The organism is Actinomycetospora termitidis (genome assembly GCF_030286555.1).
In the GTDB taxonomy this organism is placed as follows: Bacteria; Actinomycetota; Actinomycetes; order Mycobacteriales; family Pseudonocardiaceae; genus Actinomycetospora; species Actinomycetospora termitidis.
Map to the genome: position 1 here is coordinate 128,428 of NZ_JASVWF010000007.1, position 26,641 is coordinate 155,068.

29 protein-coding genes and 1 tRNA gene are annotated in these 26,641 nt (G+C 72.2%); 3 read left to right on the plus strand and 27 right to left on the minus strand.

Features of this window, described 5'->3' with window-relative positions; genetic code table 11:
- Positions 1-91: 91 nt before the first annotated feature.
- Complete coding sequence (locus QRT03_RS25670; protein WP_286055966.1) at positions 92-361, minus strand: hypothetical protein; 270 nt, start codon at positions 359-361, stop codon at positions 92-94.
- Between the two features lie 112 nt (positions 362-473).
- On the opposite strand from QRT03_RS25670, the gene QRT03_RS25675 reads away from it, so the two are divergent.
- Positions 474-546, plus strand: a tRNA-Asn gene (locus tag QRT03_RS25675).
- 65 nt (positions 547-611) lie between these two features.
- Here QRT03_RS25675 and QRT03_RS25680 read toward each other — a convergent pair.
- Complete coding sequence (locus QRT03_RS25680) at positions 612-1,832, minus strand: tyrosine-type recombinase/integrase (protein WP_286055967.1); 1,221 nt, start codon at positions 1,830-1,832, stop codon at positions 612-614.
- A 144-nt stretch (positions 1,833-1,976) separates the two neighbouring features.
- Between QRT03_RS25680 and QRT03_RS25685 the strand changes: the two genes are divergently transcribed.
- On the plus strand, positions 1,977-2,144 hold the full coding sequence (locus QRT03_RS25685; protein WP_286055968.1) for a hypothetical protein: 168 nt from the start codon (positions 1,977-1,979) through the stop codon (positions 2,142-2,144).
- Positions 2,145-2,201: 57 nt separating this feature from the next.
- On the opposite strand, the gene QRT03_RS25690 is transcribed toward QRT03_RS25685, so the two are convergent.
- From QRT03_RS25690 to QRT03_RS25775, 18 genes are all read right to left on the minus strand, one after another.
- A complete protein-coding gene (locus QRT03_RS25690) occupies positions 2,202-2,837 on the minus strand; it encodes a hypothetical protein (RefSeq protein ID WP_286055969.1) in 636 nt (211 codons plus the stop codon).
- Positions 2,837-4,057 (minus strand): SGNH/GDSL hydrolase family protein, encoded by a 1,221-nt coding sequence (locus tag QRT03_RS25695; protein ID WP_286055970.1) that lies wholly within the window; start codon positions 4,055-4,057, stop codon positions 2,837-2,839. Before QRT03_RS25695 ends, QRT03_RS25690 begins: the two co-directional genes overlap by 1 nt.
- 99 nt (positions 4,058-4,156) lie before the next feature.
- Positions 4,157-4,540, minus strand: a complete 384-nt coding sequence (locus tag QRT03_RS25700; protein WP_286055972.1) for a hypothetical protein — start codon at positions 4,538-4,540, stop codon at positions 4,157-4,159.
- A complete protein-coding gene (locus tag QRT03_RS25705; protein WP_286055973.1) occupies positions 4,540-5,202 on the minus strand; it encodes a hypothetical protein in 663 nt (220 codons plus the stop codon). The genes QRT03_RS25700 and QRT03_RS25705 overlap by 1 nt, the downstream gene beginning before the upstream one ends.
- A 44-nt stretch (positions 5,203-5,246) precedes the next feature.
- Positions 5,247-5,606: a hypothetical protein gene (locus tag QRT03_RS25710; RefSeq protein WP_286055975.1), complete on the minus strand. Its 360-nt coding sequence runs from the start codon at positions 5,604-5,606 to the stop codon at positions 5,247-5,249.
- A gap of 10 nt (positions 5,607-5,616) precedes the next feature.
- Positions 5,617-6,240, minus strand: coding sequence for a peptidoglycan-binding domain-containing protein (locus tag QRT03_RS25715; protein WP_286055977.1), 624 nt, complete (start codon positions 6,238-6,240; stop codon positions 5,617-5,619).
- Positions 6,241-6,516: 276 nt separating this feature from the next.
- A complete protein-coding gene (locus QRT03_RS25720) occupies positions 6,517-6,915 on the minus strand; it encodes a hypothetical protein (protein ID WP_286055979.1) in 399 nt (132 codons plus the stop codon).
- Positions 6,912-7,055, minus strand: a complete 144-nt coding sequence (locus QRT03_RS25725) for a hypothetical protein (protein WP_286055980.1) — start codon at positions 7,053-7,055, stop codon at positions 6,912-6,914. Before QRT03_RS25725 ends, QRT03_RS25720 begins: the two co-directional genes overlap by 4 nt.
- Positions 7,052-7,285, minus strand: a complete 234-nt coding sequence (locus QRT03_RS25730; RefSeq protein WP_286055981.1) for a hypothetical protein — start codon at positions 7,283-7,285, stop codon at positions 7,052-7,054. The genes QRT03_RS25725 and QRT03_RS25730 overlap by 4 nt, the downstream gene beginning before the upstream one ends.
- A 37-nt stretch (positions 7,286-7,322) precedes the next feature.
- Positions 7,323-7,781: a hypothetical protein gene (locus QRT03_RS25735; RefSeq protein WP_286055982.1), complete on the minus strand. Its 459-nt coding sequence runs from the start codon at positions 7,779-7,781 to the stop codon at positions 7,323-7,325.
- Between the two features lie 65 nt (positions 7,782-7,846).
- The gene (locus tag QRT03_RS25740) at positions 7,847-8,074 is read right to left on the minus strand and encodes a hypothetical protein (protein ID WP_286055984.1); all 228 of its coding nucleotides are present in this window, start codon (positions 8,072-8,074) and stop codon (positions 7,847-7,849) included.
- A complete protein-coding gene (locus QRT03_RS25745; protein WP_286055986.1) occupies positions 8,071-8,298 on the minus strand; it encodes a hypothetical protein in 228 nt (75 codons plus the stop codon). Before QRT03_RS25745 ends, QRT03_RS25740 begins: the two co-directional genes overlap by 4 nt.
- A complete protein-coding gene (locus QRT03_RS25750; RefSeq protein WP_286055988.1) occupies positions 8,295-13,214 on the minus strand; it encodes a fibronectin type III domain-containing protein in 4,920 nt (1,639 codons plus the stop codon). The genes QRT03_RS25745 and QRT03_RS25750 overlap by 4 nt, the downstream gene beginning before the upstream one ends.
- Complete coding sequence (locus QRT03_RS25755; protein ID WP_286055989.1) at positions 13,211-14,026, minus strand: hypothetical protein; 816 nt, start codon at positions 14,024-14,026, stop codon at positions 13,211-13,213. Before QRT03_RS25755 ends, QRT03_RS25750 begins: the two co-directional genes overlap by 4 nt.
- Positions 14,026-20,589 carry a hypothetical protein gene (locus QRT03_RS25760; protein ID WP_286055990.1) on the minus strand — a complete coding sequence of 2,188 codons (6,564 nt, stop codon included), beginning with the start codon at positions 20,587-20,589 and terminating at the stop codon, positions 14,026-14,028. The genes QRT03_RS25755 and QRT03_RS25760 overlap by 1 nt, the downstream gene beginning before the upstream one ends.
- 3 nt (positions 20,590-20,592) lie before the next feature.
- Complete coding sequence (locus QRT03_RS25765; protein ID WP_286055991.1) at positions 20,593-20,901, minus strand: hypothetical protein; 309 nt, start codon at positions 20,899-20,901, stop codon at positions 20,593-20,595.
- 53 nt (positions 20,902-20,954) lie between these two features.
- Positions 20,955-21,596 carry a hypothetical protein gene (locus tag QRT03_RS25770; RefSeq protein WP_286055993.1) on the minus strand — a complete coding sequence of 214 codons (642 nt, stop codon included), beginning with the start codon at positions 21,594-21,596 and terminating at the stop codon, positions 20,955-20,957.
- A gap of 31 nt (positions 21,597-21,627) precedes the next feature.
- Positions 21,628-22,224 carry a hypothetical protein gene (locus tag QRT03_RS25775; protein WP_286055995.1) on the minus strand — a complete coding sequence of 199 codons (597 nt, stop codon included), beginning with the start codon at positions 22,222-22,224 and terminating at the stop codon, positions 21,628-21,630.
- A 164-nt stretch (positions 22,225-22,388) separates the two neighbouring features.
- Here QRT03_RS25775 and QRT03_RS25780 point away from each other — a divergent pair, with 164 nt between their 5' ends.
- Entirely contained in the window at positions 22,389-22,736 is a 348-nt protein-coding gene (locus QRT03_RS25780; RefSeq protein WP_286055996.1) for a hypothetical protein, read from the plus strand.
- On the opposite strand, the gene QRT03_RS25785 is transcribed toward QRT03_RS25780, so the two are convergent.
- From QRT03_RS25785 to QRT03_RS25815, 7 genes are all read right to left on the minus strand, one after another.
- Entirely contained in the window at positions 22,733-22,930 is a 198-nt protein-coding gene (locus QRT03_RS25785; protein WP_286055997.1) for a hypothetical protein, read from the minus strand. The two genes, QRT03_RS25780 and QRT03_RS25785, sit on opposite strands and share 4 nt — an antisense overlap.
- Positions 22,927-23,247, minus strand: coding sequence for a hypothetical protein (locus QRT03_RS25790; RefSeq protein ID WP_286055998.1), 321 nt, complete (start codon positions 23,245-23,247; stop codon positions 22,927-22,929). The genes QRT03_RS25785 and QRT03_RS25790 overlap by 4 nt, the downstream gene beginning before the upstream one ends.
- A complete protein-coding gene (locus QRT03_RS25795; protein WP_286056000.1) occupies positions 23,244-24,356 on the minus strand; it encodes a glycosyltransferase family 4 protein in 1,113 nt (370 codons plus the stop codon). The genes QRT03_RS25790 and QRT03_RS25795 overlap by 4 nt, the downstream gene beginning before the upstream one ends.
- Positions 24,353-25,003 carry an FkbM family methyltransferase gene (locus QRT03_RS25800; RefSeq protein WP_286056001.1) on the minus strand — a complete coding sequence of 217 codons (651 nt, stop codon included), beginning with the start codon at positions 25,001-25,003 and terminating at the stop codon, positions 24,353-24,355. The genes QRT03_RS25795 and QRT03_RS25800 overlap by 4 nt, the downstream gene beginning before the upstream one ends.
- A gap of 211 nt (positions 25,004-25,214) precedes the next feature.
- Entirely contained in the window at positions 25,215-25,724 is a 510-nt protein-coding gene (locus QRT03_RS25805; protein WP_286056002.1) for a hypothetical protein, read from the minus strand.
- A complete protein-coding gene (locus tag QRT03_RS25810; RefSeq protein WP_286056003.1) occupies positions 25,724-26,140 on the minus strand; it encodes a hypothetical protein in 417 nt (138 codons plus the stop codon). The genes QRT03_RS25805 and QRT03_RS25810 overlap by 1 nt, the downstream gene beginning before the upstream one ends.
- Positions 26,130-26,615 carry a hypothetical protein gene (locus tag QRT03_RS25815; RefSeq protein ID WP_286056004.1) on the minus strand — a complete coding sequence of 162 codons (486 nt, stop codon included), beginning with the start codon at positions 26,613-26,615 and terminating at the stop codon, positions 26,130-26,132. Before QRT03_RS25815 ends, QRT03_RS25810 begins: the two co-directional genes overlap by 11 nt.
- Between the last annotated feature and the right edge of the window lie 26 nt (positions 26,616-26,641).

Genomic DNA, 26,641 nt, shown 5'->3' on the forward strand with positions numbered 1-26,641 from the left:
GCAACCACGCCGTTCACCTGCGGGCGAACACCGCCTGAACACCGTCTCCAGGGACCGTAAAGGCCGCCGGAAGAATCCGGTTGGTCCGGATTCAGCGCCCGTTCGAACCGGCGGAGCGCCCCGGTGCGGCCGGCTCGTGGCCCGTCGAGGGCGACGGCGCGACCTTCTCCTTCGCCACGGACACGGCGGCCTGCACGGCCTCGCCGGCCTTGGCCTGCGCGACGCCGGCGGCCGCCTGCACCTGGGGGTTGTCGGCGACCCGGCGGTAGGCCCGGGAGAGCTGCTCGTAGCGCTCCCGCCCCGCCCTGGCGCCCAGCACGTATCCCACGCCCACACCCAGCGCGAACGGCAGCAACTTCATGTCCGGATCCTCCCGACGACGGCGTTGACCCATCCTGCCTGAAGCGGCCGGAGGCCCGTCAGGTACCGTCTACGACTAGAGCGGAACGGCGCCGAACCGGCCCGCAGCACGGTCCTCCTTAGCTCAATCGGCAGAGCATGCGACTGTTAATCGCAGGGTTACTGGTTCGAGTCCAGTAGGAGGAGCATCACCGCAGGTCACGAACCTGCGAGAAGCGCGGAAACAACATCATCACCCACTTACTCCCCACTTAGCTCGGGAACGGGCCCGTCTCGCCGACCACCCGCAGGTGTCCGCGATCGTCGTCGCCGAGCAGCGCGTCGATCGCCGCCGTCGCCTCCGCCGAATCCGCCCGACGCTTCATGTAGTGCTGCTGGGTGATCTCGGTTCGCGAATGCCCCAACCGGTCTGACACCTCGCGAGGAGTGAGCCGGGCCGCGTCCAGCGTCGAGGCCACCGTCTTCCGGAACACGTGCGGGGTCACCCACTCGTAGCCGGCCTCGTTCAGCGCGTGCCGCATCCACTTGCCGACCGTCGTCGGGTCCAGCGGCCCGTCCCCGCGGGCGTTCGGGAACAGCAGTCCCTCCTGCGCGCCGCCGAGCTGCAGCACCCGCGAGCGCACCATCCGCACCGCCGCGTTCGGCAGGCCGATCGTGCGGCTGCGCGTCTTCGACCCGTCGCCCTGCGCGCCCTCCCCGCGGATCACCAGCCCCCTGCCCTTCACCCGGATCACGATCGGTCCGACGTCGGCGGTGCGCGCCGCCAGGTCGATCCGGTCCAGACGTGCGGCGAGCGCGTTCCCGATCCGCTCCGAGGTCGCCAGCATCCACAGCACGATGTCCGGCAGTTCCCGGTCTCGGGCGTACTGCGACTTCGCCAGCTCGAGCAGCAGGTGCGCCACCTGGTCGCGGTCGAGCGCCTTCGGGTCGGCGCGGCGGGCACCACGGAGCCGGTCGATCGACGGCATCGGGTTGTGCGTCAGCGCTTCCGCCTTCACTGCGGCCTTCGCCACGGATCCAATGACCTGGCGGGCCAGCTTCGCGTTGTCACGTGACCGGGCGGCGATCTCGGCGAGCGCGGTGTCGATGCGGGCGGCGGTGAGCTCGCCGGCCTGCAGGTCCCCGACGCGGGGCTCGAGGTGGTTGCGCCACACAGACCGGTAGGTGCGGGCGGTGTTCGGAGAGAGCAGGTCGTCGTCGGCGTCCCGGTCGACGCCGGCGAGCCACTGCTCGGCCAGCGTGCGGACGCGGACGGTGCGTGCGGCCGGGTCGGTGCCGTCGCCGAGCTTCTCCAGCTTGGCCTGCAGCGCTCGACGGGCGGCCGTCTTCGACGCGCCGAACGCTTCGGGGCGGGTGACCTTGCCGGTGCGGCGGTGCCGGTAGGAGCAGCGGGCGCGCCACGTCCCGTCCGGCTTCTCGGTGACAGTGATGTCGGAGTGGGCGCCGAGGTCGAGCGCCAGACGTCCGGGCACGGAGCCTCCCGGGTAGGGCGTGGGGAGGTCTCAGGCTAGCGGGCGAGATCGCCGTAGGGTCGCCGCATGACAACGGCCCTGATGCTCTTGGCAGCTCTCGAGGATAACGACCTCACCGAGACGCAGTGACGGCGGGTTCGCGGCGTGCTGTCAGCGGCCCGGGAGCTCGCCGAGCTCGGCCCCCACGAGTACCAGGCGCAGGAGGACGGGATGGTCGAGCTGCGCGAGGCGTGGGCACGGCTGGAGCAGTCGCTGCCGGGCGCCACCAACCTATTCGCGGCACGCGACATAGACGCAGGTCAGGGCGCTTGACAGCCGCTCCCATGCGCTGCGGCGCATGTGGCCTAGGAGCAGTTATCAGGTCGAGCGTCAGGCCGCGCGAGCGTGGATGCGCGGTGCGATCGCCGTCCCGCCGCCGGAGGTGTTGAACGTGGCGGGCGCGGCGCCGGTCACTCCGGTCATCGCGTAGCCGAGGATGTTCGCTCCGGAGCCGGGCGCGGCACCGAGCGCGATCGGGAGCGGCGGGAACCAGCCCGCGACGGTACGCATCGTCGGCTGAGTCGTGGTGACGGTCTGTGTGGCGCCGCCGACCCAGTACACCCCGGGCGGCAGGGTGAGGGCGATGGTCAGTTCCTGGACGGCGACGCTGTCCCCGGCGATCTGCCCGGCGTCGAGCACCAGCGCGCCGGGCCGGGAGCCGCCGTCGTCGCCGTAGATCGCGATGCGGTACTTGCTGCCTGCCTCGCCGGCCGCCGTGACCTCGGCGCCGATCCGGGCCAGCGACAGCGTCTTGCGCACCACCCACGGGGTGACGCGCAAGGTGCCCGTGGTGGTCTGCGCCGTCGCTGAGGAGCTGGGCGAGTTCAGGAACACGTAGTTCGCGGCGGCGACGTCGGGCCACGGGAACGCGGCGGACAGGATGTCGTCCTCCTGCCCCTGCAGCCGGGGGCGCTGCGCGGCGGGAACGGCGGCCGGTCCGTGCTTGCTCCATCGACGGGGTGCCATCAGAAGCCTCCGACTCCGAGCGCGGTGAGATTGAGGACGTCGGCGGCGCCGATCCGGAAGCGGGCGGCGACGCCGGTGGGGACGATGCAGGTGAACCACAGCGACAGGCCGGTGGCGCCGGACGGGACGGCGACGACGAGCCCGATGTCGCCGGGCGCCTCGTCGAGCGGCGGGATCGGGACCTGCGCAGCGAGTGGGGTGCCGTTGTTGACGATCTGCAGCTTGAACGATGCGGTCTGCGGGTCGGTGAGTGCAGCGGCGGCGTAGCCGGTGACGTCGATGACGTCGATGGAGGCGGCCATCAGTAGCAGGTCCCCGACCGACCAGCCGGACCCGAGGCTCGTCGCGAAGGTGCGGGTGCCGCCGGAGGTGGTGCCGTCGAAGTACATCTCGGCCCACTGCCCGCCGGCGGGGAGCCGGCCGGTGACGTCGGGGACCGTCGAGTAGGTGGGGGCGGTGCCGGTGCCGCCGGGCTGCTCGAACCAGCTGGTGCGGTTCCCGGGGAACAGAGGGTTCGTGACGAGACTGACCGAGGTCTTCGCGACGACCAGTGGCGACTGCGGGGTCATGACCCGGCGGACGGCCGCAGCGAACGCTTCGGCGATGACCCGGTGCCCGGCGGTGTTCGGGTGGGTGTTGTCCCCGGAGTCGTACGCAGCGAGCATCGCCCCCGACGTGGGGTCGACCAGGGCGGCGTTGACCTCGGCGAGCTGCACCCCGGCGCCGGGCGCCCACGCCCGCAGCGCCAGATTGTAGGCCACGACGGCCTGATGGATCGCCGACGACGCGGCGGCGCCGCGTGGCGGCACCGTGCCGACGACGAGCGGGACGCCGGCGCGGCGGCAGCGGGCGGCGATCGCGGCGACGTTGCTCATGAAGGTGGCCGTCGAGACGCCCTGCTGGGCGTCGTTGGTGCCCGCGAGCAGCGTCATACCCTTGACGTCGGACCCGAGCAGTGCGTCGATCCGGGCGAGCATCTGGTCGGACCGCTGCCCGGCGACACCGCCGTTGATCGAGTACGCGACCCCGGCGGCGGGGGAGGCGGGGGTCAGCGGCGCGACGTAGGCGGTGCCGACGAGATGGGGCAGGTACGCGGTGAAGCTGCGCCCGACCGCGGCGGAGGAACCGTTCGTGATGGAGTCCCCGAGGAACCCCCAGGCCCGCCCGCCGAGCAGCGAAGCCGTGGACTTGTTGACGGCTGGCGCGTCCAGAACGCCCATGTCAGGCCGCCTTTCCGGAAAGTCGCAGGTGGGAGGGCTTGACGACGCCACCCATGGCGCCCGGCGCATGTGGCCTAGTAGCGGTTATCGGGTGGCTCATCACGCCACCGCCGGGGCCGGGCGGACGGTGACCCGCCCGTTCGCGTCGCGGGTGACCGCTGCCTGCGTGACCGTCCTCGTGGGCCCGCCGGACGGGGCGTAGGTGATCGTGTACGCGTCGATGGCGCCGAGCGCGGCGCCCGTGGCGGCGGTCGTCGTGGTGTAGGTGCCGGTCACGCCGTCGGGCCACGCCACTGGGCCGGTGGTGTAGGCGCCATTGCCGTCCACGCTCGGGGCGGCAGTGAACCGCCACGCCTCGGAGAGCGTCCAGGCCCGCAGTCGGGTGGCCTGGTCCGACACTTGGCGGGCCGCCTGGTCGGTCTGCTGCGCCCAGCCGTACCAGTCAGTGCTCCCGGAGGCCGGGAGCGGGACGGGCATGCTCATCACTGACCTCCGAAGGTCGAGGTGCCGAAGGGGGAGGTGCCGAACGCGCCCGGCGGCGGTGGCACGTAGTCGGGGTCGCCGCCCGGGAAGGACAGAACGACAGCGCAGCGGCGCTTGCCGTCCGGGAACGGCTGCCCGCGCTCGTCGAACGCCGTCTTCGTCGCCGAGCCCGTGTAAGACACGCCGAGGCCCTCCTTGTACTCAGGGCCCTCGAACGTCAGCGGCCCCAGCTGGAACCGGTAGATACCGATCACGAAGTCCCGGACTCGGCCCTGCGTGTCCCGCGCCGGCAGCTTCAGCAGCAGCGGGCACGGGGGCAAGTTGTTGTCGAGCTCGTGCCACAGGTCGGCCCGGTACGACGTGGACGCCCCCGAACCGGTGACGACGGTGGGGCGGCCGGTGAGCCGCTCGTAGGTCTTGAACCCAAAGTAGCCCGAGAGCACCTCGATCTCGACGTAGTTGATCCACTGCCAGCGGGAGAGCGTGTCGTCGTCGCCCTCGTTGGCCCAGTCGTCGTCGTCGACGTCCAGGCTGGCCTCCCGCACCCCGTACACGTCCCAGCCGCCCTCGGTCACCGCGGTGCGGTGCAGCGCGGCCCGGAAGCTCTCCGTGCCGTCGAGGAGCTGCACGTGCGAGAGCGAGAAGCCCTCCACGATCGACATGCGGTTCTCCTCCCGGTCAGGCCGGTGTCACGGGGTGCGGCGGGTCAGCCCTGGTAGGTGCCGGGTGCAGCGCTCGTGATGAGCGGGACGCCGTCGGCGTTGCGCGGCGACTCGAGCGGGGTGACCTTCGGCTCGGCCGTCTTCGCCACCCCGAACGAGGCAGCCACACCGGTGCCGATGGTGATCAGGCCGGCGACGACGGCGACGATCGTGGAGGTGGCGTCGGCGAGCACCGGCAGCGCACCGGAGGTGGCGTAGCCCAGCTCGTTGATCGCCTCGGCCTGCTGCGAGTTCAGCACCCCGAGCACGACGAGGGTCTGCACGACCCCGAGCACTCCGGAGATGCCGGACCCGACGACCTTCACGGCGTCGGTGATCGGCTTGGGGCGGGAGACGTCGCTCATGGTGTGGCTCCTAGCGGTAGTTGGTGGCGCGGAAGGTGGCGGGCCCGGAGATGCCGTCGGCGGTGATGCCGCGGAACGCCTGGACCTTGCGGACGAACGCCTCGGTGGCGGGCCCGTAGTCGCCGTCGTCGACCAGCGAGCCGAAGCGCGAGTAGGAGCGGCGCAGGAACCGCTGCCAGGCGGCCACCTCGGGGCCCTTGCTGCCGCGGCGCAGCACCCCGACACCGGAGGTCGCCGGCGCCGCCGGTGCGGGCGCTAGGGGGGCGCCGAAGTTCCACGCAGCGTCCGAGTCGAACCCGGCGACGTCGCGGGAGTACGAGGTGTGCACGTGGTGGTCGTGCGGGTTCGACCCGGAGTAGGCCTTCCAGCCGGAGAAGTCCGGGGCGGTGATCCGCCGGTTGTAGATCACGTAGCCGCCGCCGGTCAGCCGCGGGTCGCCGGCCGCGCCCATCTGGCGAAGCTTCTCGGCGTACCAGCCCGGGTCGATGCCGTCGACGTCGATGTCGTCGGCGCGCACCACACCCTGACCGGCGACGACCACCCAGGGGTTGTGGTCGGAGTTCCGAGTGGCGTGCGCGGCATCGCCAATGGTGCCGTCGGACGTCTTGTCCCGTCCCGGCCAACGGGCGTTCACGGCCTCCTTCTTGCGGACCAAGGCCCGCGCAAGACGCCACGACATCACTGGCCGCCCGTCGGCGCGTCCACGTACTCCTCGGAGGCGTACACCCACGGGTCGTCGTGGTCCTGCTGGCCCGCCGTGTCGGCGCGCGGCTCCTGGCCGTCCTGCGGATCGGTCACCGGAAGCTCCTCGGTCGGGGTGTCGTGGCCGTGCAGGCGGTGCCGACCGCCTGGTGGGCGGCGCTCGGCGAACAGAGCGGCGAAGATCGGCGGATCGTGATGGGTGAACACGTCACGAGGCCCTCCGGCCGGGGCGGATGGTCGTGGCGACGCCCTCGACGACCGTCGTGCCGCGCTCGTGGACCATGCGGCGCCACTGGAACGTCGCGATCACCCACAAAGCGACGAGCGTGAGCAGGCAGCAGACGATGTACACACCGAACCGCCACGAGATCGACTCGCGGCCCAAGCTGTCGACCGAGGCGAGGGCGAGCATGGCGATCAGCCCGCCGTGGCTGGTGCCGATGAGGGCAACGTGCAGCGGCAGCAGCCCGTAGCCGCGGGGGGCGGCGCGGAACGCCCGCCAGTGGATGGCGACCACGACGGCGATGGCACCGACCACCAGCGAGCCGAGCGCGATCACCGCCCACCGGGCGACGTCGGAGAGCAGGAAGCCTGCCGCGGCGATCACCCGGCCACCGCCCGCAGCATCAGCAGCGCAACGGCGACCGTCCACGCCAAGCACAGCAGCGTCGTCACCGGCCGGGTGGGGTGCACCCACGCCAGAGCCCGCAGCACCAGCACGACCAGTCCCGCCATCGGCGGCGTCACGGCTTCGCCAGCTCGTCCGTCTTCTCGTCGTCCTCCGGCGGCGGCTCCTGCGGCCCGAGCTTCCCGGTGAGCTTCACGAACGCGCGGTCGGAGATCAGTGACGCCGGCAAGCCCAGCATCAGCGCGGCCAACGCCAAGATGACCTCCCGCGGCTCCGGCGAGATCACCGTCTCGTAGAAGGACAAGCCGAGGCCGCCGAGCAGCATCGCCACGTCCCGCGCGAGCTTCACCAGCAGCCCCCGTCCCAGCTTCGAGCAGCACGAGACCTCACTCTCGCCACAGGTGGTGGAAGTACGTCGCAACGAGCAGGTGCCCGGCGGTCGGCAGAGCTGTGACCAGCGGGCCAACGAGAGCGGGGGAAGGGGCGACCCCGCCCGGCGGTGCGGGGAGCGGCGGTCCGGACGGCTCAAGCAGCGCGGCGACGAACCCGGCGACGTAGAGCGCCCAGGCGACGGTGCCGACCGTGGCGACGAGCCACACAGCGGTTCGGGAGGTGGCCGCGGCGGCGAGCAGCGCGACCCCGATGGCGAGACTGCCCCAGCCCCACAGCTCGAATCCGCCGTAGGCCCGGATGGCGCGGAAGCTGGGGGAGGAGACGCCGCCTTCGCCGCCGAGCAGCAGCAGCGCCCCGTGGAGGCCATCGAACACGGCCATGCCCAGCAGCAGGCGCGGTGCGAGCGGCTTACTCACGCAGGCGGCGCGCACATCAGCGGCGAGCAGGGGCACGACCCGGGATGCTCACGGGACCATCCCGGGTCGTGCCCGGTTCGCTGGGGAGCGGGGCTCGTTCGTCACACGGCGGGCTCGCGGTCCACGGGCGGCGCGAACGTTCCCGGATCTCCGCCGCGCAGCGGGCCCGGCTGCTGCTGCCGCAGCGTCTCCAGCTCGGCGTGCAAAGCCCGGTTCTCCAGCGTCAGCCCCGCCACCTGGTGATGCAGCGCGGCCAGCTGGGCTCCGTAGACGTCCTGGACGTCCTCCATCGCCACGCGCTGTCCCTCGGGTGCGGTCGGTGCGGTCATGCCGTCTCCTCGGTGGTGAAGTCGCTGTAGACCGGGTCCAGCCCCAGCAAGTGCTTGGCGTACATGTCCTCGACGGCGGTCGGGAGCCGCGGCCCCTGACCGTCCCCGAGCGGTGGGCGCGCAGCCGAGTCCTCGGCGAGGTCCCCCGGCGTCGGTGGTGGCGGCACGAACGTGTCGAACAGCGACGTCCGTGGCGGCGGCAGCTCGAGCGGGTCGCCGCTCACGTCTTGATCCCCAGCAGGAGCCGGATCGGCTTGAGCTGCTTGGCGAGCTCCACGTTCACCATCTCCTTTGTCGCGGAGGCGGGGAGCACCTCCTTGCTGCGGCCGACGAGGCTGGCGATGGTGCGCCGGTTCCCATCGACGATCTCGGTGAGCTCCTCGATTGCCCGCCACAGGATCCCGGCGAGGTCGTGGGCGCCGAACCCGCCGGCGCGGGTCAGCCACGGCGGCATCCGGTCGGCCATCGGCCCCACGAACCACTGCTCGTCGCTCTGGTCGCGCCGCCGGTACACCTGCGACGGGTTGGACCGCAGCAGCTCGAGCGCCGAGAACCGGGCCGGGTAGGTGGCGCCGAGGTCGAACTCGCGGATGTCGCGCTTGCCGCTGGTGAAGGACTGGTTGGTGAAGCTGATCCCGCGCATCTGCGCGTACGACACGTTCGTGCCGGAGTAGGGGTCCTGCGTCTTGAGGACGTCGACGTAGACGTCGCCCCAGTTCGAGGTGTTGAAGTGGTCGATGCCGATGCCGGCGGCCCCGATGAACGCCCCGGAGCGGATCCACATCACCGGGTAGCGGCCGAGGGTGCCGCGGTAGGACTGGTCGGTGAGCAGGAACTGGCAGTAGGGGTGGTCGATGACGGTGCGGCCGAGCACCGCGTCGACGTCGGCGGCCGGGGTGCTCGTCGGGTTCCGGGTGATCACCACCTGGTGCTGCAGCGACGAGAACGTCAGGTCGTTCGCGCCGGCGCCGGTGAGGTGGAACTTCGACGGGGACATCGACACGACCGACCCGGCGAGCGCCAGCGTCGACGGGGTCCGCACGAACGAGTCCGACGGGAACACCGTCTGCAGCCCCGGCAGGAGGCCCTGCGGGGTGTACGAGGTAGTGGTGAGCTCCAGGTAGCCGGTGCCGGTCGGGTAGCGGACCTTGATAGCCCCCGAGAGTTCGGCGGCGGTGATGGTGCCGCCGAACTTCGCGGAGCCGGTCTCGCCGTTGATCTCGACGGTGGTGATCCCGGCCTCGTCGAGCGCCCCGAAGTAGGCGTAGCCCTTCCCGCCGCCCGCCCGGCCGTACAGCCCGACGGTGGACACCCCGTTCGCGACCGTGGGCGTGCGGATCGCGCGGCCCACCACCATCTCGGCGTTCATGGTGCCCGCGGTCAGCTTCGACACCGACGCGTTCGCGATCTTCGCGTCGTCGACGGCGAGGTCGGCGATCAGCACGTTGGTCTGCGCGCGGCGCAGCTCGATCCCGTCGACGCGCAGCGTCTGCCCGCTGGTGATATTCCACGCGACCAGGTAGATCGTCACCGAGTCGATCTGCCCGGAGCGCAGGTCGGGTCGGTTCACTCCGAGCGTGAGCCTGCCCTCGAACTGGAACCAGCCGTCGTGGGTGAACCCGCCGGACTTTGACACCGCAGCGGCGAAGATTTCGCGGTCGGAGTCGTCGCGCCACGAGGCGATCAGCGCGAGCCCCGGCTGGTTGGTGCGTGACCCGACGAGCTTGGCGCGGCCGACGGCGTAGAACACGTCGCCGCCCTTCGACGGGCGCGTCTTGAGCAGGTCTAGCCGCTGGTACGTGCCCGCCGACGGGGGCGCGGCGAGGTCGAGCACCCAGCGGCCGTCGAACGCCGGCGACGCGACGTTGCGGATCTCGGCGGAGAGCACGTCGACCACGGACTGGGCGCCGTCGGTGCCGGAGCCGATGCGGATGCTGATCGCGAGGTGGGTGGCGCCGTTCGGCATCGCCGCCGGGGTGTCGAAGCTCAGCCCGGCGCCGCCGGTCGGGGCGGTGCTCGAGGTGCCGCGGATCCAGATGACGCTGGTGAACTCGCCGCCGGTGCTCGACAGGTTCGACTGCCGCAGCAGCACGTCGTTGGTGATGCCGTCGGACTCGGACCCGTCGTAGGCGCGGGCCTTGTAGGTGCCCGACGCCGAGTCGTAGCGGCGCGCACCGAACCCCATGTACACCGGCGTCAGGCCGGAGACGGCGACGCTGTCGACCTGCACCTTGAACCGCACCTCGAGCCGGTACATGGTGCCCGCGTCGAACGCTCGCGGCCCGGGCCCGCCGGTGGTGGTCCACAGGGCGTGCAGGCTGCCCGTCTTGCGGGCGGCGTCCCCGACGACGGTCGGGGCGGGAGCGCCCGACCACGCTCCTGCCGGGTAGGTGGACACCACCGGCGGGGTCGCGAGGCCCACGTCGGTGAACGTGGTGCCGGTGGCCTTCCCCGGCGTCCACGTGCCGGCGTCGGGGGAGGTGGAGAACAGCCCGGCGAGCGCGTCGGCGCGGTAACCGTCCCGCTCGAAGCTGCCGTCCGGGACCATGTTGTCCAGGTCGTTCCAGGCGATGGTCTCCGGGTTCACCGACCGGTCGGGCAGCCCGGAGGCGAACACGTCGGCGGTGGCGCCAGTGGCCTGCGCCGAGCAGGTGGCCGCCCGGTTGCCGACGTTCCCGGCGACGTCGACCGGCACCAGCCGCACATAGTGGGTGTCGCCGACCGACCCGTAGATCAGAGTCGAGGCGGTGTTCCGGCCGACCACGGTCATCGTGGTGATCAGCGTTCCCGCGGTGGGGGTGTAGCCCGACGCGGTGGAGCGGTGCACCTCGACGGTGCGCACGTCGTCCGGGTTGAACGCCACCCCGCCCTCGGCCTTGCCGTCCCACTCCACCCGGATCGTGTTGTACATCGACGTCGTCACGATCGGGGCGGTCGGCCGCTGCGTCGGGGCCACAGTGTCGACCGCGGCACGCACGTCCAGGCTCTGCCACGCCGAGACGTTGTAGGCGCCGTCGACCGCCCGAAGCCGGAAGCGGTACAGGTAGCCGGGCCGCAGCCGCTCGATCGACGCCACCGTCTGCGTGGTCTGCGGAATCTCCCGCCAGAACCCCGACACCTGGTCCTGCGCGAACTCAAGGTCCTGGTACGCGAGCTCGTACCAGGCGACGTCGGTGCTGGTGCTCGCCGTCCACGACAGCCGGATCGTCGACGACCCGAGGTAGAGCCCGTCGGTGAGCGCGAACGACGTGGCGGTCAGGTTGCTCGGCGGCTGCGGCGGGGTGAAGTCGCCGGCCTCGTCGTAGTCGCTGGACAGCCCGGTCCCGGCCGCGACCTGCGCGTAGATCGACTTCGGGATGTAGAGGACGTCGTAGGCGGTGCCCGCGGCCACCGTGATCGGCCGGTAGCCGAGCTCGAGGAACTTGTCCCACATCTCGACGGGAGTGGCGGCCTTGACGATTCGCAGCCACTTCTCGGAGGTGTCGATCGACACCAGGTCGGCGCCGTTCGTGGCCGCGGTGAGCACATCCCGGGGCACGTAGACGACCGCGTCCGGGTCCTCCGGCAGCGGAGCGTCCGGCTCGCCGTCGCCGTCCTCGTCGACCTGGTTCATCGCGACCGGCGTGTAGCCGAGCTCGAGCAGCCGCGCCCACACCGTGCCGGTGACGCTGGAGCGCACCACCCGCACCAGCTCGATGCCGCCGCCGGTGGAGGACACGTCAGCGCCGGCCTTCACCGCGACCAGCACCCCGCGGGGCACGTAGATCGACGGATCGGTGGGCTGGTCGTCGTCGCCGTAGATGCCGCGGAAGCCGAGCTGCAGCAGCTGGTCCCACTGGGCCTGGGTGAGCTCGGACTTCTTGACCCGCACCGTGTCGACCGCGGCCGAGTCGGTGAGCTTGTCGTAGGTGACGATCGGGGCGTTGTACAGGCCGCCGTCCATGGACTGGCCGGTCAGCTGCTGCAGCCGCTCGAGGGAGCGGGCGAGTTCCTCGTCGGCGTCCATCATGCGGTCGCCGAACGCAGCCGACCCGGTGACCTCGCCGCTGGCGTCCTGGTTGATGGTGAGCGCCCGCACCCGCATCTGCCGGTCGCGGCCGTTCACCCGGACCTGCAGGACGTCGCCCTTACCCCAGTTGATCAGCGGGAGGGGGCCGTCGCCGAGCGCGAGCTTGTAGGCGTAGGCGTCGCGGGCCCGGTTCGTGAGCGCCAGCGACCCGGACGCGATCGCGCGCAGCTGCGACTCGGACTCGACCTGCTGCTGGGACAACCAGCCCTCGCGGGGCCCGAACCGGTCGAACGCGGACTGGTTAGTCTCCGAGAGCAGCAGCGGGATGCCACCGGAAGTGGTGCCGGTCTCGTCGCCGCGCTGCTCGCCGCCGCCGGGCTGCGTGTCCGGGTCGCTGTTCGGGAGCTCCCCGTAGGCCCACATGATCGAGCGGGCGTCGCGGGTCGAGGAGTTCCACGGCCCATCGAGCAGGTCCCGGCCACGCAGCAGCATCCCGTCGGCGACCTGCGACCGGTCGGCGCCCTGGTTGCCGTAGGCGTAGAGCCGCAGCGTGGTGCCGTCCATGCGGGCGGTGGCGGTGCGCCGCGAGTTCCAGGTGGTGACGACGTCGAGGATCGTCTTGCCGGCCTCCACGTACTCCCCGGCGAGCGGCGCCCACGTCGCCCCGGACGAGTCGAGGTTGTCGGTGAACCCCAGCTGCACCCACGTGAGGACCCCGCGGGCCTGGCAGCGTTCAATCAGCGTCCGCAGCGCCTTGCCGGGGGTGGTGAGCCCCAGGGCGACCCCGCCGGTGTCGCCGAGCCCCAGGTCAGGGAGCACCACCCCGTAGGCGAGCTGCCCGAGCACCGACAGCGCCGACCAGGCGACCGTCTCCTCCTCGAGCACCTCGTCTCTGCCGGAGTCGTCGAGGACGAACCGCATGTCCGGGTACTCGACGCCGCCGACGAGCAGCGCGACGGTCACGATGTGGTCGAGCAGGTCCGCGGACTCGTGGCGGGCGTCGTAGGTGAACGCGATCGAGTTGGGTTCGCCGTCGGTGCAGGTGAGGTCGATGGTGGAGACCTCGGTGAGCGGGCGGCCGTAGGCCCCGTCGGGGCCGACGATCTGCAGGCGCAGCGCGGGGAAGCTCATGCCGTGTACCACCTGCGGCGTCCGGTGACGTTGATGCGGGAGGCTCCGCCGGCCTGCTCGATCGCGATGGTGAGCGCGGGGTTGCCGGGGTAGGCGCGGATCGGGAGCATCGGCACCGCCGACCAGGACACCCGCGGCAGGTAGTTGATGGTGCCGCCCTGGTACTTGGCGGTGTACGCCTTCGTGTCGATGATCAGCTTGGAGGCGGGGAGGTCCCCGGACCAGGCCAGCCACTCGCCACCTGGCTCGGTGATCCGCACGTTGCGGCCCGGCCCGGTCACGGTGATCACGGTGTCGGTGACCGGCAGCGGCGACCCGCCCGCCCCGGGAACGGTGACGGTGGTGCCGTTCGCGATCGGCGTGTCGGCCAGCGTGAACGGAGTGACGTCCTCCCAGCACCCGGCCGGGACGATCACGTCGAACTCGACCTCGGCTCGGGTGCCGCCGGCCATCGTGTCCGGGTCGGGGCCGCCCGCGAGTTCGGCGTAGCAGCGCCGCCCGGTGTCGGTGTCCACCAGCTCGGTCAACGTGCCGGGGGGGCGCAGCGCGTGCAGCAGCGTCTCGTAGCGGGCCTTGAGCAGCGCCCGAGCGTCCTGGTTGCGGGGCATCGACCCGTCCGGGGCGCAGCCCAACAGCCACACCTCAATCGCGAACGACAGCTGGTCGAGCCGCTTCCCGGGCCGCCACACCGACCCGTCCCGCCCCGGGATGGCCAGGTTGTCGCCGCGCGGCTCGGCCGCGGTCCACCGCGAGCCCTTCGTGCGCACGTTCCAGGTGAGATCCCCGGCGAGCCCACCGAGCGTCAGCGCCATCAGCCCGTCCTCTCCATCAGCGCCGCCACCCCGCGGCGGGCGACCTGACGCCCGGCGGCCTGCAGCTTCGCCGACCCGGCCTCCGCCTTCGGCGAGATGATGTTGTTGGTCTGGTTGACCGTGAACCCGCGCGGTCCGCCGCCGTCGCCGAAGTCCGCGGCGCGCGCCATCACCGGCGTGTAGTCGCCGGCCAGCGCGGACAGCTCGGCCGGTGCGACCGCGCCGAGCATCCCGGACACGTCCACCGGCGGGCGTCGCTTCCCGAGCACCTGCGCCTCGGTGAACGCGTACTCGGGGCGGCCCGTGTCGTTGCGGTACCAGCTGCCCGCGCCCATCCGGCCGCCACGGTCCCGCTTGTTCGCCCGGACCCGCGCGATGGCGTTCTGCACGCCCTGCGGGGTCAGCTTCGGGCTCCCGGTCTCGACCGACCCGTCCTCGTAGCGGGTGCCGATCGGTCGGTCCGTTGCCGCGTTGTACGGCCGCCAGTCCCCACCGCCACTGGCGGCGCCTGCCGAGCTCGCTGCGGCTGCCGCTGCGGCGACCCGCTGGGCAGCGGCCACGATCTGGTCGGCCGACGCGTTGATCGTCGAGGACGCCGAGCTCGTGGTCCCGGCCATCGCGTTGGACGCCGTGGAGATCGCCGACGTCGCCCGCTGCGTCGACGACGTCCTGAGCTGGTCCGCCTGCTGGTAGGACGCGGCGATCGTCTGGTTCGTGCTCGACGTCGCCGACGCGGACGCGCCGAGCGTGGCCTGCAGGGAGCGCAGTGCCGGCAGCACCTGCCCGAGCGTCGCCGAGACGATCGGGACCATCCCGGTGGCCGACAGGGTCTGCAGCCGGGTCTGCCACGCGGTGAGCTGCGCAGTGAGCACCGCGACCGCCGCCTGGATCGCGCGCAGCTGCTCCGGGGAGAACGCGCCACCGCTCGCTGCGGCCCCTGTGCCGCCCGCTGCGGGCACGGAACCACCCGCCGAGGGTGTCGACACCGGGGCGGCCGGGCTCGCGCCCTTCCCGAGGACCAGTGCCAAGTCCTGCTTGGACGGGTACAGCGCTTCTGCGTCGTCGTTCGGGTCGCCCCGGTAGCCCATCGCGAGCAGCTGGTCCCAGGCGGTGTCCGGGATCGACCCGTACTTCACCTGTACCGAGCCGCCCGCGGCCATCCCGGGGGGCAGCACCTCGTCCCCCCGCCCGGAGTTGATCAGCTCCAGGGCGGCGCGGTGGCGCTTCGAGTCGCGGCGGTTCACCACGAACTCGTCGGACATCAGCAGCCGGTGGTGCTTGTCCTGCCGACCGGAGCCATGCACCGGGCCGGGCTTGCGGCGCAGCGGGGTCGGCCCGCCCGACGCCATGCCCTCGACGGGGCCGCCGGTCGCCATGCCCTGCACGACCCCGCCGGCGGCCATGCCGCGAGGGCCGGGGGCGATGTTGCCGCCGCCGCCCATGCCGAGGGCCCCGGCGATCGCGGACGCCGCCGCCTGCGCCTTCCCGACGAGCCAGTCGAGGGCGGCCACGGCGATGTCGACGGCGCCCTTCACGGCGCTGGCGAACCCGCGGGCCGCGGCACCGATGGCGTCCGACACCGACTGCACCACACCTTGCGCGGTCGTCCACGCCCCGGAGAACACACCGCCGAGGAAGTCGACGATCGTCTGCAAGATCGTCTTGATGGTGTTCGTGACGGTGTCGACGATCGTGCGCCACGCGTCGGCCGCCGTCTGCAGCACGTTGCGGGTGGTGTCCGAGATCGTCTGGAAAATCTGAGCGAAGAAGTCGCGGAGGGCGCCGAGCCCGGTCTGCAGTGCCTGCCACGCCGTCTGGGCGATGGTCTGAACGCCGGTCCAGAAGGTCTGCCACGCCGTGGTGAGGGTCGTGGTGAAGGTGGTCCACAGCGTGGAGATCAGCGTGGTGAAGGCCTGCCACCCGGTCTGCAGCAGCGTCCACGCGGTCTGGGCCGCGGTGGTGATCCCGGTCCAGAACAGCTGCCAGGCCATCGACAGGGCCGTGGTGAAGGTGGTCCAGAGAGTCTGGAGCAGCGTCCAGCCGACTTGCAGGGCGGTGGTGAGCCCGGTCCACGCCGTCTGGGCAACGGTCGTCAGCCCGGTCCAGAACAGCTGCCAGCCGGTGGAGAGCGCGGTGGTGACGGTCGTCCAGAGGGTGGTGAGGAAGGTCCACCCGGTCTGAACGGCGGTCGTGATGCCGGTCCAAGCGGTCGACACGATGGTGCCGAGCCCGTTCCAGAGCGTCGACCAGGCGGTGGAGATGCCCTGCCCAGCCGTGGAGAACAGGCCCGTGACCGTGGTCCACCCGGTCGACACGGCTGCGGTGATGCCGGTCCACATGCTCGAGAAGAACGTCCCGACCCGGCCGAGGTCGGTGGACACCCCATCGACCACGCGCTGCGCTCCGGTCGAGAACGCCGACCCGACCTGCGACCAGAACCCGGGGGCCTCCGCAGCGCCCTGCTGCACCGGCTCGCCGATCTTCCCGCCGAGCTGCATCAGCGGGACCCCGGCCGCGGCCACGGCATTCTCGGACCCACCGCCGAAGAGGCCGGTGATCCAGTTCCAGCCGTCGCGGAGCGTCCCGCCGACGGACTGGATGAACTCCAGCGCCTTGGCGTTCATCGTCGCGACGAACCCGGTGAAGCCGCCCTGCTGCTCGCCGAGCTTCTGCAGAGCGAACGCGGTGGCGTCCGCGCCGGCCTTGTTCGTGCCGTCCCAGCCGGCCTCCCAGGCCTGCTGGTACATCTCGGCGGAGACCTGCCCGGAGGTGACGATCCCGGAGCCGCTCGAGGCGGCGGTCTCGACCTGCTTGGCGGATTCCTCGCCGAAGGTCTGCGTGAGCCCCTTCTGGATCTCCGTCTTGTGGTCGGCGTACTCCTTCATGACGGCCCGGTCGCCGTCGTACAGCGTCTTGATCGTCGCAAGGGCGGTGCCGACGTAGGGGATGATCGACAACCAGGCGTTCTGCGCCGCTGAGGACAGCAGCGTGCTGCCCGCGTCGATGTGGCCCTTGGCGTCGGTGATGTAGCCGTCGCCGGTGACCCGGCCCTGCTCCTGGGCCTTGGACAGGGCGTCGGAGCCCATGATGGTCAGGCCGACCCCGGCGGCGATCCCGAGCAGCGACCCACCGCCGCGCAGCGCGCCGCTCATCCGCGTCAGGAACCCGGTGCCGCCCTTGGCGCCCGCCGCTCCGGCGCTGTTCGCGACCGCCCCACCGAGCCCGGCGGTCGCTGCGGTGCCGGCGGCTGTGGTTGCGGGCGCGCCGCCGCGGAGCCGGGTCCCCAGGTTCGTCAGGAACCCGCCACCGGCCTTCGTGCCCGCCGCACCTGCTGATGCCGCCGCGGCGCCACCGAGGCCTGCGACGGCTGCTGTGCCGGCTGCCGTCGTGGGAGCCGTGCCGCCCCGCAGGCGGGCTCCCATCCGGGAGATGAACCCGCCGCCTGCCGTGTTGCCGGCTGCACCCGCGCGGGTCGCGGCGCCGCCGAAGCCGCCCATCAGCGCCCCGAGCGCCCCCGTGATGGCGCCGACCCCGCCGCGCAGCGCCCCGGTCAGCTTCGAGAGGAACCCGCGCCCGGCGTTGCCGCCGTGCGTGCCGGCCTTCTCCGTCGCCGCCTTGCCGCCGGTCTCGATCGGGGCGGTCATCGCGTTCGCGATGCCGCCGGAGTTCGGCGACAGCCCCTGCTGCAGGGTTCGCGGGTACTCCCGGCCAGCCTCTGTGCCGGCCTTCCCCGCTGCGGCCTTGCCCTTCGCGCCCGCGTTCGTCGCGAGCCCCTCAGCCGCAGTCCCGGCCGCCGCGGCGCCGCTCTTGATGCCCTCGGACAGCGTCTTCGGGTACTGGCGGCCTGCGGTGGCCCCGGCCTTTCCGAGCTCACCGGTGGCCGCGGTGGTCCGCTTCGCCGCGTTCGTGGCGGTGTTCAGCGCCGGGGCGCTCGCGGCGACCTCGCGGGTGAACGTCTTCGTGTCGGTAGCGGCCTTCTTGCTCGACCCGGCGAGGGTGTCGAGCTCCTTACCCTTCTTCTTGTCCAGCGGGATCTCGCGGGTCAGCGGGTCGATCGTCTTCCCGACGGCCTTGCCGAAGGTCCCGATCTCCTTCTGCGCCTTCCGGGCGCTCTTCGCCGTGTTCCCGAACATCATCGACAGGCCGAGTCCGGCCTTGCCGCGGGCCAGCAGCGCCAGGCCCTGAGCGAAGACGCGGACCGCGACCACGGCGGTGGACAGGCCACCGGCGAGCAGGGCGGCCCCGGCGACGATCGCGGTGAACATCGTGATGATGCCGACGCCGTGCCCGATGATCGACTGCACAGGGGCGGGTAAGGCGTTGAACGCGGCGGTCAGCCCGTTGATCGCGCCCGCGGCGAGGGCGGCGACCACGCCGAGCCCGCGTAGCGCCCCGCCAAGCACGGTCCCGACGAGCGGGCCTGCGTTGCCGAGCGCGGACAGCAGTTCGCCGACGCTGACACCGAAGGAGTCCAGGCCGGGGCGGGCGGTGTTGATCGCGTCGCCGACGCCGTCGAACAGGTCCGCCAGTCCGGGCCCGACTCGCGTGGCCAGCGACGCGATCGCAGGCACCAGATCTTGGCCGATGGTCATCGCCGCGGCCTTGAGCGCCGGCATCAGCGCGACCGCCGCCTGGTGCATGTTCGCGAAGAACGAGGTCAGCGTCGCCTTGCCTTCGGCGCTGGTGACGAACTCACGCATCGCCCCGGTGACGGTGCGCAGCACGTCGAAGAAGCCGCGGCCCTGCTCCTGGCCGATCGTGAACACGGTGCCGAGGACGACGGCAAGGTTCCCGAGGCTGACCCCGAGGTCAGCTGCGGCGGCCCGGCCGAGGTCCATCCACTTCTTCAGGGACCCGTCGGCGGCGGCCTTCTGGATGAACTCGTCGAACCGCTTCGTCAGCCCGACGAACCCCTCGGCCAGGCTCGGCATCTGCTCCGAGGAGACCCGGAACAGGGTGAGGAACGCGGACGCCAGGTTCTTCGCGCCGGGCGCGGCCTTCTCGAGGGCGAGCGCGAGGTTGCCGAGGATGCCGCGGACGGTGTCGATCTGACCGCGCTGGTTCAGCCAGTCCAGGGTGCTCTTGGCGACACCGTTGAACGCCCGCGCTGTGCGCTGCAGGGCGTCGTGGACCAGCGGCAGGTAGTTCGCGCCGATGTCCTTCAGGGCGGGGCCGAGCCCACCGACCAGCGCTTCCTGCGTGTCCTTCTTGATTGCCTGCAGGGCCGGCGACCACGTCCACAGGGCCTTCGCGGTCTCCTGGGCCTGCGGGCCCATCTCGGCGATCGCCTTGTTGAACGCGTTGAGGTCGCCGGAGGCGACGGCGGACATGACGTCCCCGAAGCCCTGCAATCCGATCTTGAGGGTCGCGACGCCGAGCCCGGCCGCACCGAGCACACCGGGCAGCAACCCGGCCAGCCCGGACAGCTGCCCGATCGCGGCACCGAGCGCCACGATCCCGCCGACCGCCATCCCGGCGCCGCCGCCGAGCGCGCCGAGCGCGGTGACCACGCCTCCGGCGATGGTGGCGAACCGCAGCAGCTTCGACCCGGAGCGGTCGGTGTCGGCCTCGAGCTGGATGAACTCCTTGCCGGCCTTGCTGGCGGCCTTGCCGTGCCGCTCGTGGGCGCCCGCGGCCTTGTCGGACGCCTGTGCGACCTTCTCGACCTCAACCGAGGTCCGCTGCGCCGCCTTCGCGACGCTGTCCTCGGCCTCACCGACCGCGCGTGCCGCCTGCTCCTGCTTGCGGCGCGCCGCGGCCAGCTTCTCCTCGAGGTCAGCGATCTGCCCGGCGTCGGCCTTGCCCTTCGCCCGCGCCGCAGCGAGCTTCTCCTCAGCGACCCGCACCCGCCCGGCGGCGTCCTCCTGCCGCTCCTGAGAGCGCAGCAGCACCTCCTGCGCGGCGGCGGCGTCCTGCCCGGCGCGGGATAGCGCGCGCAGCCCGTCGCCCTGCTCGGTGTAGCGGCGGACCAGGTTGTCCCCGGCGCCGTCGAGCTGCCCGAACCGCTGCGACAGCGTCCCCAGGTCGCCGGCGGTGGTGTCGACGTTGCGGCCGAGGTCGCGCTGCACGTCGGCCATCTCGGCGAGCACCGAGCGCAGCTTCGATCCGCGGTCCGAGGCCCGGTCGAAGCTGGACCCCATGCGGTCGCCGAGCGACTCCGACGCCAGCGCCGCCGCCTCCAGCTTCGCCGCGGTCTCCACCGCCTCGTTCCCGAGGCCCTTGAGCGCCCGCTCGGCCCGCTTCGCGGACTTGGAGACGTCGTCGAGCTCGTCCGCGAGATCGTCCGCGGCCTCCGCGGCGAGCTCCATGCCCGCCCCAGCGTCGACGGCGGCATCGGCGAGCCCGTCGAGGTCCCGCTTCGCCTTCGCCGCCGCCTTCGCGAACCGGTCCAGCCCCTTCCCGGCCTTGTCGGCGGCCCCGTCGATCAGCTCGAGCGCGACGCCGGTGTCCTCGGCCTCGTCCTTCAGGTCGCGTAGCTCGTCGCGGGATTTCGCCGCTTCCTTGCGCAGGCGGGAGAAGTCGGCGATGGCCCGGAAGATCGCGGTGCCGGCGTCAGCTGCCACGGGTCATCCTCCGCTCGGTGGTGCCATCCCGAACCGTCTGATCACGGCCTCGGTCGACGGGAGCTGCTTGGGCCCCGGGGTGGCCCGGCGCGCGGACAGGAAGCTGACCTTCGCGGCGGCCTTCGCGGCGCCCTTGTCGCCCGCGGCGGCGCGGACGTGGGCGACGAGCTCGCGGGTCATCCGCTCGGCCAACGTCACCTGCAGGGTGTGCTCTTCGCGGCGTTCGGCGAGGATCACTGACCGCAGTTGCCGCAGACGGGCGGGGGTGAGGGCGAGCACCTGCTCGTCGGACCAGCCGTAGCGGCCCTGCACCAGCGCGAACGTCCGCGCCCACGGCCGGCGCGCCCACTCCTCGTTCTCCCCGGTCAGGTCCCGCGCTTGCCGGTCCGCCAGAGGGCCTGCAGCCCTCGCACCATCTGCTGCAGGTGTTTTCCCAGGCGCGCGAACTCGTCCTTCTCCTGGACGATGAGGACACCGGCGATGTTGAGGAAGTCCTCGATCGCGGGGTTCTCGACGGCGGCGGTCAGCTCGTTGTGCTGGGCGGGGTCGCGGGCCTCGACGACGGCGCGGGTGAACGCGGTGAGTTCCGGGCCGGCTTCGGGCAGCGCGATCAGCGCGAGACCGATCATCTTCTCGTCGGTCATGTTCGCGAAGTCGAGGCGGGCGAGGTTCGATCCGAGCCCGGCGGAGACGACCTGGGCGAGCAGCATCAGCTCGCGCAGGTTGATGCGCCGCACCCGGGCGGGGATGCCCGCCACGGTGAGCGTGGCCGGGTCGGGGAGGATCGTGGGCAGGTCGCCCTCGTCGCCGTCCTCGGTCTTCGGCTGCTCGGCGGTGGGTGCGGTGACCGGCTCCGGGGCGGCCGGGGGCTGCTCCGGAGCCGGTGCACCAGCGGGGTCCGGCGCTGCGGGGCTCGAGGTCGCGGCGTCGGGTGCCACGGCCTGCGCCCCGTCCGGGGAGGGGGCCGTGGGGTCCTGGGGGACGGTGGTGTCGGTGGGGGCGGTCATGCCGCTCTACTCCCTACGTCGAAGAGGTGGGTCAGGCGGCGGTCGAGATGATCGCCGCGCAGCGCTTCTTGCCGTCCGAGAACGCGGCCCCGGTCTCGTTGTAGAGCGTCTTCGTCCCCGAGCCGTTGTAGGAGACGGAGAAGCCCTCCTTGTACTCGGGGCCCTCGAAGCCGATCGGGCCCGGCTGGAACCGGTAGATGCCGATGACCAGGGAGCGGACGGTGCCGCGGGAGTCACGCGACGGCATCTTGAGCAGCAGCGGGAACGGCGGCAGGTTGTTGTCGTCCTCGTGCCACAGGTCCGCGCGGTAGATCGTGGCCGCGCCCGTCCCGGACGAGGTGGTGGCCCGCTTGGTGAGCCGCTCGTAGGTCTTGAAGCCGAAGTAACCGGCGACGACCTCGATCTCCACGTAGTTGATCCACTGCCAGCGCGACAGGACGTCGTCGTCGCCCTCGTTCGACCAGTCGTCGTCGTCGACGTCGAGCGACGCCTCGCGCACGCCGTAGATGTCCCACCCGTCCTGCGTGGTGTTCGTCTTCGTCAGCGCGGCCTCGAAGGTCTCAGAGCCGTCGAGGATCTGGGCGTGGGAGAGGGAGAACCCCTCGACGTTCATCAGCGGCGTGGTCACCGTGGAGCCTCCGGGGCGTCAGTCGGGCGAGCCCGCGGGGCTCTACCGGTCGACGGGCAGGGTCGCCCCGTACCGCGCGCTGCCGCCCGGATCGCCCGCGTGCGGGCACCGTTCGTCACACGGCGGCCGGTAACACCGGACGGGCGGGCGACGACGCCCGTGTCGTGCCCTTCCGGTTCCAGGTCGGCCTGCCCGGCCCGTTCGTCTGGTCCCCGCGCCGCAGCAGCGGCGATGGTGGGCTGCGCTACGTCACCGGACCCGGCCTGGAGCCGCACGAGCGTGTCGCGTTGGCCCGCGACATGTACGCCGGCGCCCGCCGGGTCTACTGGGTGCTCGGGATCGGCTGGACGGTGTGGTCGTGGGTGTTCGTCGTCCTGTGGCTCACCCAGGGCCGCCCGACGTTCGTGGGCTGGTCGCTGGTGGTGTGGCTGATTCCGATCGCAGTGCTCGCGCTGTTCGTGAAGGGTCGGCACGCCGACATGCGCCGCGAGGAACGCGACGCCGGTCTCTAGAGGTCCCCGAGGTACTCGCCGAGCACGTTCCAGGTGTGCACCACGTCGCGGCCGCGGGCCTTCGTGCAGTCCCGGCACTTCACCTCGAGCACGTTCCCCGGCTGCACCACCTGCACGTCCGGGTCACGCTGCCGCAGACGCATGAACAGCCGGCCCGGGTTCACCGGGCAGCGGACATCGACCGCGTCGCTCACCCTGGCTCCCCGGCCCGACGCACCGGTTTCGCAGCCAGCATGTCCCGCACCGTGGGCAGCTCCCCGGTTGTCGACGCCGTGACGCCCTCCAGGCGCATCCGGAGCTCGGCGACCTCGCGCTCCAGCTCGTCGTTGCGGCGCTGCAGGTTGCTTCGGGCCAGCGCCACCAGCGCCTGATGGTCGTCCGGTGCCCCGCGGACCGGGACCACGGTGCGGACCGCGCGGAACGCGCGCAGCCCCGTGCGGACCACCGCGGCCTCGTCGGTGTCCTGGTCGACGAACAGCTCCACGACGAGCACCGACCCGGCCGTGTTCACGCCCGGCCCACCAGACGTAGCAGCTCCCCGACCTGGCGGTCCCAGCCGAGCGACGCGGCCACGAACCGGGCGCCGGACGCGCCCTTGCGTCGGCGGTCCTGCGGGTCGAGTGCGGCCTCGCCCATCAGCTCGGCGACGTGCGAGGCGTCCACCTCGACGTGCATGGCGTCGCCGTCGCCGGTCGCGACCTCCCGGTAGTCGGCGGCGTACGAGTGGTCGGGGTGCATCCACGTCTCGTGCCCGCCCCACGGCGCGGCGATCACCGGCATCCCGGTCGCGAGGGCCTGCACCGCGGGCTTGTTGACGCCCTCCCCGCGGGACGTGGACACCCAGCAGTCCACGGTCTGGTACCAGTCGAGCTCCTGGCGCTGCGACCACGGCCCGACGTGCACGACGACGTCGTCGCGGGCCGCGGCGCGGGCCCGGCACTCCCGCGGGTCCCCGGCCACGTGCAGCTCGAGCCGGGAGTCGAGGCCCGGGTACATGGCCCGGAACCCGTCCCACGCCTTGAACAGCGTCGCCGGGTCCTTCCGGCCGCCGAGCACACCCTCGCAGCCGAACACCACCGGTGCGCCCGGGTCACGGTCGCGGCGCAGCTCCGGCCAGTCCTCGATCCGCAGCCCCGGGGTGAGCACCTCGATCGGCACGTGCGGGTCGAGCGCGGCGAACGCGTCGACGTTCATCGGGCACGTCACCAGCAGCAGGTCCAGCCACCCCTTCGGCCCGGACACCGCCCGCCGGGGACGGCGGGACCACAGATGCCCGGCGGCCTGGTCCGGGTCCTCCGGGTCGTACCAGTCGCCGAGCCACCCGGTCTGCGCCGGCGTGGACTCGCACATCGTCCAGCCGATCAGCTTGTCGCCCCACCCGGAGAACTCCCACGGGGTGATGTCGGCGGGCGGGTTGTACAGCAGCACCGCGTCGTATGGCGGGGCGAGGGTGCGGGTCATCAGCGCCGCGACCTCGGGGGGCACCGGCGGCAGGATCGACGACGGCCACAGGTCGACCTGCACCCCGGCCTCGATCAGCGCCCGCACCAGCCCGATCACGTCCTGCCCGTATCCGGACAGGCTGTTCGCAGGGCCGTGCACCAGCATCCGCAGGGTCATCGGGCCTCCGAGACGAGCCAGTAGTGGTTGCGGTGCCCGTAGTCGCCAGGCGCGTAGCCGGGGTGCTGGATCACCGCGAGACGCGGATAGAGCGGGGCGAGCATCGACTCGATGGCGTGACCGCGACGCCGGTCGTGGACCTCGATGTAGAACGCGGGCCGGTGCTCGGAGAACATCCGCAGCCCGCCGGCCACGACACGCTCCTCGTGCCCTTCCACGTCGACCTTGACGAAGTCGGGGGCGTAGCGGCGACCGAGCACGTCGAGGGTGGTGGCGGGGACGGTGCGCCACCCGGTGACCTGCCCCCAGCCGAGCCCGCCGTCCGAGCTCCACGCTCCGTCGCCCACGAAGTCGGGCGACGTCAGCTGGCCCTTCGCGATGTGGCTGGTCTGCTCGGCGAGCCGCACCTCCCCGGGCCGGTCGGACACGGCGGCGTCCACGACGGTGACGTTGGGCAGCGCGAGCCGATAGATCAGCGCCACCGACTCGACGCACGGCTCGAATGCCATGACCCGCTCGAACCGCTCGGCGAGCTCGGCGGTGAGCCGGCCCTGGTTGGCGCCGACGTCGAACGCCAGCCGTCCAGACGTGGCGGCGAGCCACTCCTCGACTGCGGGCGGGTCGATCTCGGACTCGACGATGCTCACCGGCGTCCCCTCGCGGTGCGGCCGCGGCGCTTCTTCGCGGGGAGGCGGCGGTACCTCACGACCTTGCCGCCCGGCGTCTTACGGGCGTGGCGACGAGCCCAGGGCTGCTTCGTGGCGAAGGCCCAGCTGGTCGCCACTGAGCCTTGCTGTAGAAGCGGGACGAGCCGCCTCCACTGCGCTTCTTCTTCGGCATCAGTGGGTGACCTCCTTCCTAGTCGCGCCCGTAGCTGAGCTGCAGGGCGTAGGTGGTGGTGACCATCGCGGCCTCCCCGAAGTTCCTCCCCGACCCGTCCGGGTTGTCCGCGTCGTGCCAGTTCGGCTCCGTCCAGCGCTGGCAGGTGACGACCAGCAGCCCCGGGTCGGAACCGACCGCGCCCCAGCGGACGCCGCGGATGCCGCCGGGCGGGTGGAGCTCGCGGTCCACCGCCCGGTACAGCGCCCACGCGTTGTCGATCGCGTCCCCGGCTGCCTTCTCGAGGCGGCCGTGGCCGTCGTCCTCGCGGGAGCAGTCGGCCCAGCACTCGACGCGCAGCAGCTGAAAGGCGGGCGTGTTCACTGGGTTGGGCTGCGCCCAGCCGCCGTCGGGGGCGACGACGACCGCACGGGTGCCCTTCTGGTCGACGTGCTGGTCGAGCTTGTACTTGAACACGCGGCCCTGCACGTAGCCAGTCACGGCGGGGCGCGAGAGCAGCTCGCGGCGCGCGGCGGGGGCGAGCTCCATCAGGCCCACCCCCGGACCTGGCGCTCGAGCCCGGAGCCGATCGCTTCGATGAACGCAGGGTAGGCCTCGGCGAAGGCGAGGGCGGGCGCATCGTGGTCGGTGCCAGCGTGCCGGCGGAACCGCTGGATGTTCGGCAGGCCGAACTCCTGCTGTGCGTAGTGGTACCCGGTGTCCGGGTTGCGGGCCGGCCACAGGATGCGGCCCTCGATCTGCCAAGCCCCGCGGGCCTGGGTAGTCGAGTAGGAAGTGGCCCGGAGCTGCCCGGTGTCGACGTGGGTGTGCCCGCGAGCGGCCTCGAGCATGAGGTGCGTGGCCTGTGCCCAGTCGTCGTGCATGTCCCGGGCGCGGCCGAGGTTCGGTAGCTCGCGGATCCAGGTGTCGATGGCGCCGCCGACGTCGATGCGGCTACGTGGCATCGTCGACCACCCGCTGCATCCGCAGCTGCGTGCCGCCCGCACCCGGCTCGACCGCGGTGATCTCCCACCGGTGGCCGTCGTCGTCCCAGGCGACGGCGGTCTCGGTGAGGTCGAGGCTCACGGCGCCGGGGAGCAGCGCCGTGACCGTCTCGAAGCTCTGGCCGGCCTGATCCGAGGTCTCGGTGCGCCCCCGGTTGAGGGCGAGGCCGCGGTTGTCGGCGGACACCTGCGCCTTGCCGGACCACACGTCGGCCCAGCCGTAGAGGGCAGTGCCGTCGGCGTCCCGCCCGCGCTCGCCGCGCTGGCGGACCAGCAGCTGCCAGCCGCCCATCGCGGGCGTGTACTCCTCGTCCCCGCCGTCCTCGCTCAAGCACGCGGGGGTGCCGCACGGTCCTACCCGGTCGTCGTCGAGCAGGACCCGCGCGGCGTGGCCGATGTTGCGGCCCCAGGGGTCGTCGCTCAAGGCGATCCTCATGACCCCTCCCTCCTGGAGGTGGGCTG

Excerpts from the sequence above, each read along its gene's own strand:
- QRT03_RS25705 (WP_286055973.1), bottom strand. The coding sequence starts at position 5,202 with ATGTCGATCGTGGAGGGCTTCTCGCTCTCGCACGTGCAGCTCCTCGAC.
- QRT03_RS25810 (WP_286056003.1), bottom strand. The coding sequence starts at position 26,140 with ATGCCACGTAGCCGCATCGACGTCGGCGGCGCCATCGACACCTGGATC.
- QRT03_RS25795 (WP_286056000.1), bottom strand. The coding sequence starts at position 24,356 with ATGACCCTGCGGATGCTGGTGCACGGCCCTGCGAACAGCCTGTCCGGA.
- QRT03_RS25670 (WP_286055966.1), bottom strand. The coding sequence starts at position 361 with ATGAAGTTGCTGCCGTTCGCGCTGGGTGTGGGCGTGGGATACGTGCTG.
- QRT03_RS25695 (WP_286055970.1), bottom strand. The coding sequence starts at position 4,057 with ATGGGCGTTCTGGACGCGCCAGCCGTCAACAAGTCCACGGCTTCGCTG.
- QRT03_RS25815 (WP_286056004.1), bottom strand. The coding sequence starts at position 26,615 with ATGAGGATCGCCTTGAGCGACGACCCCTGGGGCCGCAACATCGGCCAC.
- QRT03_RS25690 (WP_286055969.1), bottom strand. The coding sequence starts at position 2,837 with ATGGCACCCCGTCGATGGAGCAAGCACGGACCGGCCGCCGTTCCCGCC.
- QRT03_RS25805 (WP_286056002.1), bottom strand. The coding sequence starts at position 25,724 with ATGGAGCTCGCCCCCGCCGCGCGCCGCGAGCTGCTCTCGCGCCCCGCC.
- QRT03_RS25740 (WP_286055984.1), bottom strand. The coding sequence starts at position 8,074 with ATGACCGCACCGACCGCACCCGAGGGACAGCGCGTGGCGATGGAGGAC.
- QRT03_RS25710 (WP_286055975.1), bottom strand. The coding sequence starts at position 5,606 with ATGAGCGACGTCTCCCGCCCCAAGCCGATCACCGACGCCGTGAAGGTC.
- QRT03_RS25750 (WP_286055988.1), bottom strand. The coding sequence starts at position 13,214 with ATGAGCTTCCCCGCGCTGCGCCTGCAGATCGTCGGCCCCGACGGGGCC.
- QRT03_RS25755 (WP_286055989.1), bottom strand. The coding sequence starts at position 14,026 with ATGGCGCTGACGCTCGGTGGGCTCGCCGGGGATCTCACCTGGAACGTG.
- QRT03_RS25700 (WP_286055972.1), bottom strand. The coding sequence starts at position 4,540 with ATGAGCATGCCCGTCCCGCTCCCGGCCTCCGGGAGCACTGACTGGTAC.
- QRT03_RS25770 (WP_286055993.1), bottom strand. The coding sequence starts at position 21,596 with ATGACCGCCCCCACCGACACCACCGTCCCCCAGGACCCCACGGCCCCC.